Here is a 6,232-nt window from a genome sequence, read left to right on the forward strand (position 1 = left end):
CTTGGCTTTAGTATAACAAGATATTATTGATCGGTTCATATTACGAATTGAAGTACTATTTCATTAAATTAAACTTGCTAATCTTGATTCACTAGTCATTCGCTACATTCGGTAGCCGTAATGTTCATAAAAAATATCTAAGGGCCACTAAGGATTAGCCTGAAGGCTAGTCATGGGCTTTTTCAAGTCCATCTAACAATTTATCATTTAATATTTTAATATAAGTACCCTTCATTCCTAGAGATCTGGTTTGAATTACGCCAGCACTTTCTAGCTTTCTAAGAGCATTGACGATAACGGAGCGAGTAATTCCTACCCGATCTGCCACTTTACTTGCTACTAACATACCTTCATTTCCGTTTAGTTCTTTAAAAATGTGTATCATTGCCTCTAATTCGGAATAAGATAAGGTGCTAATAGCCATTTGCACCACACTCTTATGATGAGCTTCTTTTTCTAATACCCTGTTTTTGATGCCAAGCATTTCTAGTCCTACTACAGTAGCAGATACTTCTGCTAGAATAAGATCTTCTTCGCTAAAGCTGTTTTTAAATTTTGCCAAGACTAGAGTCCCTAATCGAGAGCCACTAGCATTTATGGGTACATATGTAGAATAGCGATTGCCTTCAAATGGACAATGAATCGAGCTATTGTATACACAAATAGGGTCCATTTCTTTAATATTTGAAGAAGTTTCCATAAATGAATTGATTATTTGAGTGAAGCTTTCGGGAAACATTGTCCCCTTAGCTTCTAAAGTCGAAATATTTAGTTGGCACGTAAATAATTCTGTAAATGCATAACCAAGTAATTTGCCATTTTCATCGGCAATATATACATTACAGCTCATTACCTCACTTAAAACTTCGCTTATTTTTGAAAATGTCTCTACATCGTCACTAATGGAATACTGTAGTACTTTATTCACTTTTCTTGTCTTATCGAGTAAATTTTGCATATTAGCCTCCAAAGGTCTTACAAAATGTATTTCCTTATGTCTTTGTAATAATCTGTTTTTCGAAATATATTCTTTACATAATCTGCAGATACAATAAACTGCTCTTGCTCGTAATCAGGAGCATAGTAGGAAATCTCTTCTACAAGCTTTTCGATGACTGTATGCAGTCTTCTAGCACCAATATTCTCCTGTTGTTCATTTAAGTAGGTTGCTATTTGAGAGATTTCAACAATAGCATCTTCTTCAAATATCAATTCTACTCCTTCTGTCTTAATCAACTCTCTATACTGCTTAATCAAAGCATTTTCAGGTTTTGTCAAAATGCTTACAAAGTGTTCTGTTGTTAAATTGTTTAGTTTAACGCTAATCGGAAATCTTCCTTGGAGTTCTGGAATCAAATCAGATACTTTCGTCGTATGAAAAGCTCCTGCTCCAATAAATAAAATATGATCTGTATTTACAGGCCCATATTTTGTGTTTACTGTAGAACCTTCCACAATAGGAAGAATATCTCTTTGAACACCTTCTCTAGATACATCCGGTCCGCTTTTATTTCCTTTTTCTGCAATTTTATCAATTTCATCTAAAAATATAATGCCATTTTCTTCCGCTTCTTTTAAAGCTTCGCTAATAACCCTATCCATATCGATTAAGTTTTGCGCTTCTTGTTGTAGGAGGATTTCTCTAGCTTCTCGCACAGGTAATCTTCTCTTCTTCGTTTTCTTTGGTAAAATACCGCCAAACATATCGCTTAAATTCATTGAATCATCAATGTTCATTCCACCTAATATGCCAATAGGAGCAGATGTACTATCTTCTACTTCAATTTCTACAATCTCTTCTTCTAACTGGCCACTTCTCAACTTTTCTAATAAGGTTTCCTGTTCTCTCTTAATGAGTTCGTAATTCTCTGCTTCTGTATTAATTTCATCGTTGTCTTCCTCACCAGCATTAAATAACATATCAAAGGGATTTTTTGATTTTTTATTCTTTTTAGGCAGAGGTTTTAGCAAATCAGCAATTCTATTTTCTGCATTTTCTTTTGCTTTATCTTTTACTGTAGATATATATTTTTCTTTGACATTTCGAATAGAGGTATGGACTAAGTCTCGAACCATGGATTCAACATCTCGACCAACATAACCTACCTCTGTAAATTTTGTTGCCTCTACTTTTACAAAAGGAGCATCTACCAGTTTTGCTAGTCTTCGAGCGATTTCTGTTTTCCCTACTCCTGTGGGTCCAATCAAGATAATGTTTTTAGGTGTAATTTCTTTTTGCAACTCAAGAGGTAATTTACTCCTTCTCAATCTATTTCGAAGGGCTACAGCTACGACTTTTTTTGCTTCTTCTTGCCCGATAATATATCGGTCTAATTCTTGAACAATTTGCCTTGGAGTTAAATCCTTCATATGTGTCACCCCTTATAATTCTTCCACAATAATATTGTCATTTGTATATACACAAATTTCAGAAGCAATTTTTAGAGATTCATAAGCTATTTCCTTTGCAGAAAGATTCGAATGGCGAAGCATACCTCTTCCTGCAGATAAAGCGTAATTGCCACCAGAGCCAATTGCTAAGACTCCATCATCAGGCTCTATGACTTCTCCACTGCCAGAAATCAAAAACATACTTTCTTTATCCATAACCAATAAAAGAGCTTCTAATTTTCTAAGTACTTTATCTGATCTCCATTGTTTTGCCACTTCTACAGAAGCTCGAAGAATATTACCAGCATACTCTTCTAATTTTCCCTCAAACATTTCGCTTAGGGTAAATGCATCTGCTACAGAACCTGCAAAACCAACGAGGACTTTATCATTATACACTTTTTTTATCTTTTTTGCAGTGTGTTTCATAACTGTAGTTTGACCCATAGTCACTTGCCCATCTCCAGCCATAGCGCACTGTCCATCTTTTTTTACTGCTATTATTGTAGTAGCATGAAACATAAACTTCACCTCATTTAAGTAGTCATTTTAAGATATCATATCTACTTTGAAGTTGCAAGAATTGAAAATTAGCGAAAAGCGGAAAGGAAAGTCGAATTACTTTTAATTTCGCTCTAATTATATTACGCTTTTAGCCACCAACGTTCAGCCATCCGTGACCAACTTTTAGCAATTAGTTTAGGGTGTTCCTCTGAAATCTTTATGGTTTCCTTTAGATAGCTATAAAGATCTCAGGTAGATAATCGTTAGTTTCACTTGATATAGTAATTCCCCTTATAAATAGCAATCCTTCCTTTAATTTCTAGGGTAGTTAAAGTGGTTTGAATTTGGTTTATGGGCAGATTCAATTTATGGCAGAGTTTATCTGCATCCCAATAGCCCATTTTAATGTACTTGATAATTTCTTTTTCTTCTTTTGATAAATTCATTTCATCAAAAGGCTCTGGTTCTTCTTTCTTTGAGGAAAACATAGGGAATACATCGACCAAAATATCTTTACAAGAAGTAATCAGCTTAGCGCCATCTTTTATAAGCAAGTTTGTTCCAGCGCTATTTTTATTATTCACATTTCCAGGAAGAGCATACACTTCTCTTCCTTGCTCTAATGCGTATTTTGCCGTTATAAGAGAACCGCTCTTCGCTGTAGCTTCTACAACCACAATGCCCATGGATAGTCCACTGATAATACGATTTCTTCTAGGAAAATTGTAAGGCATAGGTTGAACTTCAGGAGGATACTCTGATAAGACAAGCCCATTTTCCATCGTTTCTTTGTACAGTTTTGCGTTTTCTTTTGGATAAATAATATCTATGCCATTTCCTAAAACAGCTACAGTCTTTCCACCTCCCTTTAGGGCACCTACATGAGCCATAGAATCCACACCTCTAGCCATACCGCTAACTACAGTAATTCCTAAGGAAGCAAGTTCAAAAGCAATTTTTTCACTCATTTTTAATCCATAATAAGATGCATTTCTTGAGCCAACTATAGCAATAGAAGATTCAAAGGAAACTTCTTCAATGTTTCCATAGTAGTATAATACTGGAGGTGGTAAATAAATATTCTTTAATATGAAAGGATAAGAGTTATCATTTATGGTTAGGTATTTTATCTTTTTTTGCTGAAGCATTTCTAAGTGCTTTTCTAGAGAACCATCGAATTTACTCGATACAATATTTTGAATCTGTCCCAAATTTAATAGATTGCACCTTGATAATTCCTCTTGACTACAATGATATAGAGTGGCCATACTATCAAAATGTTCATATAATTCATAAAAATTCTTTACGCTTATGGATTTTAATAAGCTGATCCAAAGTATATACTCTCTATCCTCCATCTCAATACATCTCCCAATATTTTCGATCTAAATTACGGTACTGAAGGGCTTCTCCTATATGTGTTTCATCTATTTTATCCATGTTTTTCAAATCCGCTATGGTCCTCGCTAATTTTATAATCTTGTGATAGGCTCTAGGACTTAGATTCATTCGTTCAAAAGCATGTCTCATAAGAAGTTCTTCATTTTTTCCTAGATGACAGTATTTATTTATCTGATTCGTAGAAAGCTGAGAATTAAAGTAAATCTTCTCATTCTTATACCGTTCTAATTGAATGCTCCTGGCATCGTTAACACGAGTGTAAATATCTTTTGAACTCTCTGTTTTTCCATTATCTTGTAAATCTTCAATTTTCGTTCTCTTTACCTCGGTTTGAATATCAATTCGGTCTAGAAGTGGACCAGAAACCTTCCCTAAGTAGTTTTTTATTTGCCTCGGTGTACATTGACATGGGTGTTCTTCATCGGAGTAATAGCCGCAAGGGCATGGGTTCATGGAAGCGACAAGCAGAAAGGAAGCTGGATAAGTAATCGATGCACTTACTCTAGAGATATTGACGATATTGTCTTCCATCGGTTGCCTTAAAACTTCTAAAGCGCTTTTTTTAAATTCTGGCATTTCATCTAAAAACAAGACGCCTAAATGAGCAAGAGATACTTCACCTGGCTTTGGAAAAGTTCCTCCTCCTACAAGAGACGTAGTAGATATGGTGTGATGAGGGCTTCGAAATGGTCTCTCCGTTATTAGTGGCTTGCCTTTGAGAAGACCTGTGATGCTGTAAATCTTTGTCACTTCTAAAGATTCTTCTACTGTCATCTTAGGAAGTATTGTTGCAAACCGTTTAGCTAGCATCGTTTTCCCACTTCCAGGAGGACCGAGCATAAGCATATTATGGTATCCTGCAGCAGCTACTTCCATAGCTCGCTTTACACTTTCCTGTCCTTTTACTTCACTAAAATCTACAGAATGCTCTTGTTTACTTGTTAAAAATCCATCAATATCTGTAATATAAGGTTTAATTTCTGTCTTTCCTGTTATGTATTCAATAACCTGATAAATATGCTTAGCAGGTAATACTTTGATTTCTTTTACAAGAGATGCTTCTAAAGCATTTTCTTCAGGAACAATAATAGCTTTAAAATGATTGTTCCTTGCTGCAAGAACCATTGGTAAAATCCCTTTAACTGGTCGAATATCTCCCTTTAAAGATAACTCCCCTATAAAGACGTAATCCTTTAGAGATACGGCAGATGTGATAACTTCAGAAGCGCAAAGAATGCCAATGGCGATAGGTAAATCATAGTAAGCTCCTTCTTTCTTAATGTTTGCTGGAGCTAGATTGATGGTGATTTTTTTCATAGGATAGCGAAAACCGTTGTTTTTAATAGCAGAGAATACCCTTTCCTTTGATTCTTTTATGGCAGTGTCAGGTAAACCTACTAATGCATATACAGGGAGCCCGCTAGAGATATCTACTTCTACTTCTACAATAAGTCCATCTATTCCATGAATAGAACAACTATAAATATTTGACAGCACAGTTATCACCTCAAAATTTATTGTACCAAAATAAATTTGATATATCTACATTATTACAAATTATCCTTTAATTTACTATTCAAACATTCACAGGCTCTTTTTTTGAGAATATACTATAACGAGAAGAGCGCCTGTAGCGCTCTAGTCACTAGTCCTAGGTAGCTAACATTAGGATATTCTTTCTCTATCACGTAGGATGATCCAGTCAGGGACTAGAGTCGAAAGTAATTTTTTTTTACAAAAGGAGAAAGTGTCTTTGGCACTTTCGTTCTATATAAAACAATCATTTTAAAGTATCAAAGCAAAAGCCTAAACAAATACAATTAGAGGTGTAAATATGAGTTTAAACGACAATTCAATAAATCCAAATAATCGAAGTCTCGGACCAAAGGCTGCGAGAAGATTATCCAATACAACAAAATCCATTCCTATGATGGAT

Annotated in this window: 5 protein-coding genes; all 5 read right to left on the minus strand. The window is 34.9% G+C overall.

The features are described from left to right. Positions 1-166: 166 nt before the first annotated feature. The 5 genes from codY to Q7P22_RS10420 all read right to left on the minus strand — a co-directional run bounded on the left by codY (position 167) and on the right by Q7P22_RS10420 (position 5,793). Entirely contained in the window at positions 167-958 is a 792-nt protein-coding gene (gene codY / locus Q7P22_RS10400) for a GTP-sensing pleiotropic transcriptional regulator CodY (protein ID WP_303863897.1), read from the minus strand. Between the two features lie 17 nt (positions 959-975). After that, the gene (gene hslU, locus Q7P22_RS10405) at positions 976-2,370 is read right to left on the minus strand and encodes an ATP-dependent protease ATPase subunit HslU (RefSeq protein WP_303863899.1); all 1,395 of its coding nucleotides are present in this window, start codon (positions 2,368-2,370) and stop codon (positions 976-978) included. Positions 2,371-2,382: 12 nt separating this feature from the next. After that, positions 2,383-2,913 carry an ATP-dependent protease subunit HslV gene (gene hslV, locus Q7P22_RS10410; RefSeq protein WP_303863901.1) on the minus strand — a complete coding sequence of 177 codons (531 nt, stop codon included), beginning with the start codon at positions 2,911-2,913 and terminating at the stop codon, positions 2,383-2,385. Between the two features lie 251 nt (positions 2,914-3,164). Next, positions 3,165-4,253, minus strand: coding sequence for a DNA-processing protein DprA (gene dprA, locus Q7P22_RS10415; RefSeq protein ID WP_303863903.1), 1,089 nt, complete (start codon positions 4,251-4,253; stop codon positions 3,165-3,167). Position 4,254: 1 nt separating this feature from the next. After that, positions 4,255-5,793: a YifB family Mg chelatase-like AAA ATPase gene (locus tag Q7P22_RS10420; RefSeq protein WP_303863905.1), complete on the minus strand. Its 1,539-nt coding sequence runs from the start codon at positions 5,791-5,793 to the stop codon at positions 4,255-4,257. Positions 5,794-6,232 lie beyond the last annotated feature (439 nt).

The sequence above is a fragment of the Alkalibaculum bacchi genome, from assembly GCF_937875145.1.
In the GTDB taxonomy this organism is placed as follows: Bacteria; Bacillota; Clostridia; order Eubacteriales; family Alkalibacteraceae; genus Alkalibaculum; species Alkalibaculum bacchi_A.

What these genes read in the sequence shown, in the direction of transcription:
- codY (WP_303863897.1), bottom strand. Translation starts at nt 958, where the DNA reads ATGCAAAATTTACTCGATAAGACAAGAAAAGTGAATAAAGTACTACAG.
- hslU (WP_303863899.1), bottom strand. Translation starts at nt 2,370, where the DNA reads ATGAAGGATTTAACTCCAAGGCAAATTGTTCAAGAATTAGACCGATAT.
- hslV (WP_303863901.1), bottom strand. Translation starts at nt 2,913, where the DNA reads ATGTTTCATGCTACTACAATAATAGCAGTAAAAAAAGATGGACAGTGC.
- dprA (WP_303863903.1), bottom strand. Translation starts at nt 4,253, where the DNA reads ATGGAGGATAGAGAGTATATACTTTGGATCAGCTTATTAAAATCCATA.